General features: G+C 60.6%; 1 protein-coding gene. It reads right to left on the bottom strand.

The window, feature by feature from the left end:
- Positions 1-18: 18 nt before the first annotated feature.
- Positions 19-1,106, bottom strand: a protein-coding gene (locus GL284_RS21220) for an IS3 family transposase (protein ID WP_341870528.1) whose coding sequence is annotated in 2 segments (ribosomal slippage) — positions 19-845 and positions 845-1,106 — 1,089 coding nt in all. Because the reading frame shifts where the segments join, the coding sequence is not laid out codon by codon here.
- Positions 1,107-1,147: the final 41 nt, after the last annotated feature.

Here is a 1,147-nt window from a genome sequence, read left to right as displayed (position 1 = left end):
GGGGTTTGGCCGTAGACTTCAGGCAGCCATTTTCAGTTTCTGTGCGGGTGTTATGCCGCCGATGCCCATGTTGGGTCGCTCGTTGTTGTAAGTCCATAGCCAGTCGGTTGCGATGCTCTGTGCCTCCGCGATGGTGTTAAAGATGTAGAGGTCTAGCCATTCATGGCGGACGGTGCGGTTGTAGCGCTCGACATAGGCGTTCTGTTGCGGTTTTCCGGGCTGGATGTGGGTTAGGGCAATGCCCTGCTTCGCAGCCCAAACTGCCAGTGTCGCGCTGATGTATTCGGGGCCGTTGTCGACCCTGAGGGCCATCGGTTTGCCCCGCCATTCGATGATCTGGTTGAGCGCCCGCACCACCCTCTCGGCGGGCAACGAGAAGTCGAGCTCGATGCCCAAGCCCTCGCGGTTGAAGTCGTCCAATACGTTCAGAAGCCTAAACTGGCGGCCATCGGCCAGACGGTCGGCCATGAAGTCCATGGACCACACAAGGTTTGGCCCGTCTGGAACCGAGAGCACGTCCGGCTTGTCCCGCTTGATCCGCCGCCGGGGTTTGATCCGCAGGTTCAGTTCCAGCTCGCAGTAGATCCGGCGGACGCGCTTGTGGTTCCAGATGTGGCCGCGAACATTGCGCAGATATAGAAAGCACAGGCCGAAGCCCCACGTCCGGTGCGCCTTGGTCAGGCCCTCGAGGAGGTCTGCGATGGTCTCGTTCTCGGCACAGCGCTTGGGGCTGTAGCGAAAGCAGGTCTCGCTGACGCCGAACGTGCGGCAGGCCAGCGCAATGCTGACCCCCTTCCTCGCCACCGCCTTCGCGGCCAACTCGCGGCGTTGAGCTGGCCGCGTCACTTTTTTCCAAGCGCTTCCTTGAGTAGGTCAGCCTGCATGCTCAGATCGGCGAACATGCGCTTCAGCCGCCGGTTCTCATCCTCCAGTGCCTTCATCTGGCTCATCATGGACGCATCCATGCCGCCATACTTCGCCCGCCATTTGTAGAAGCTCGCACTGCTGATCCCGTGCTCGCGGCACAGTTCCGGCACCGCAACGCCGCCCTCAGCCTGGCGCAGCACCGCCATGATCTGCGGCTCGGTAAATCGGGTTTTTCTTATTCGAATCTCCTCAGTTCACGCTACGAGAAAATTCTACTGCC

The sequence above is a fragment of the Paracoccus shanxieyensis genome (genome assembly GCF_009711265.1).
Lineage (GTDB): Bacteria > Pseudomonadota > Alphaproteobacteria > Rhodobacterales > Rhodobacteraceae > Paracoccus > Paracoccus shanxieyensis.
Note: the sequence above shows the minus strand (reverse complement) of the source record. Positions and strands in the feature narration are given on the sequence as shown.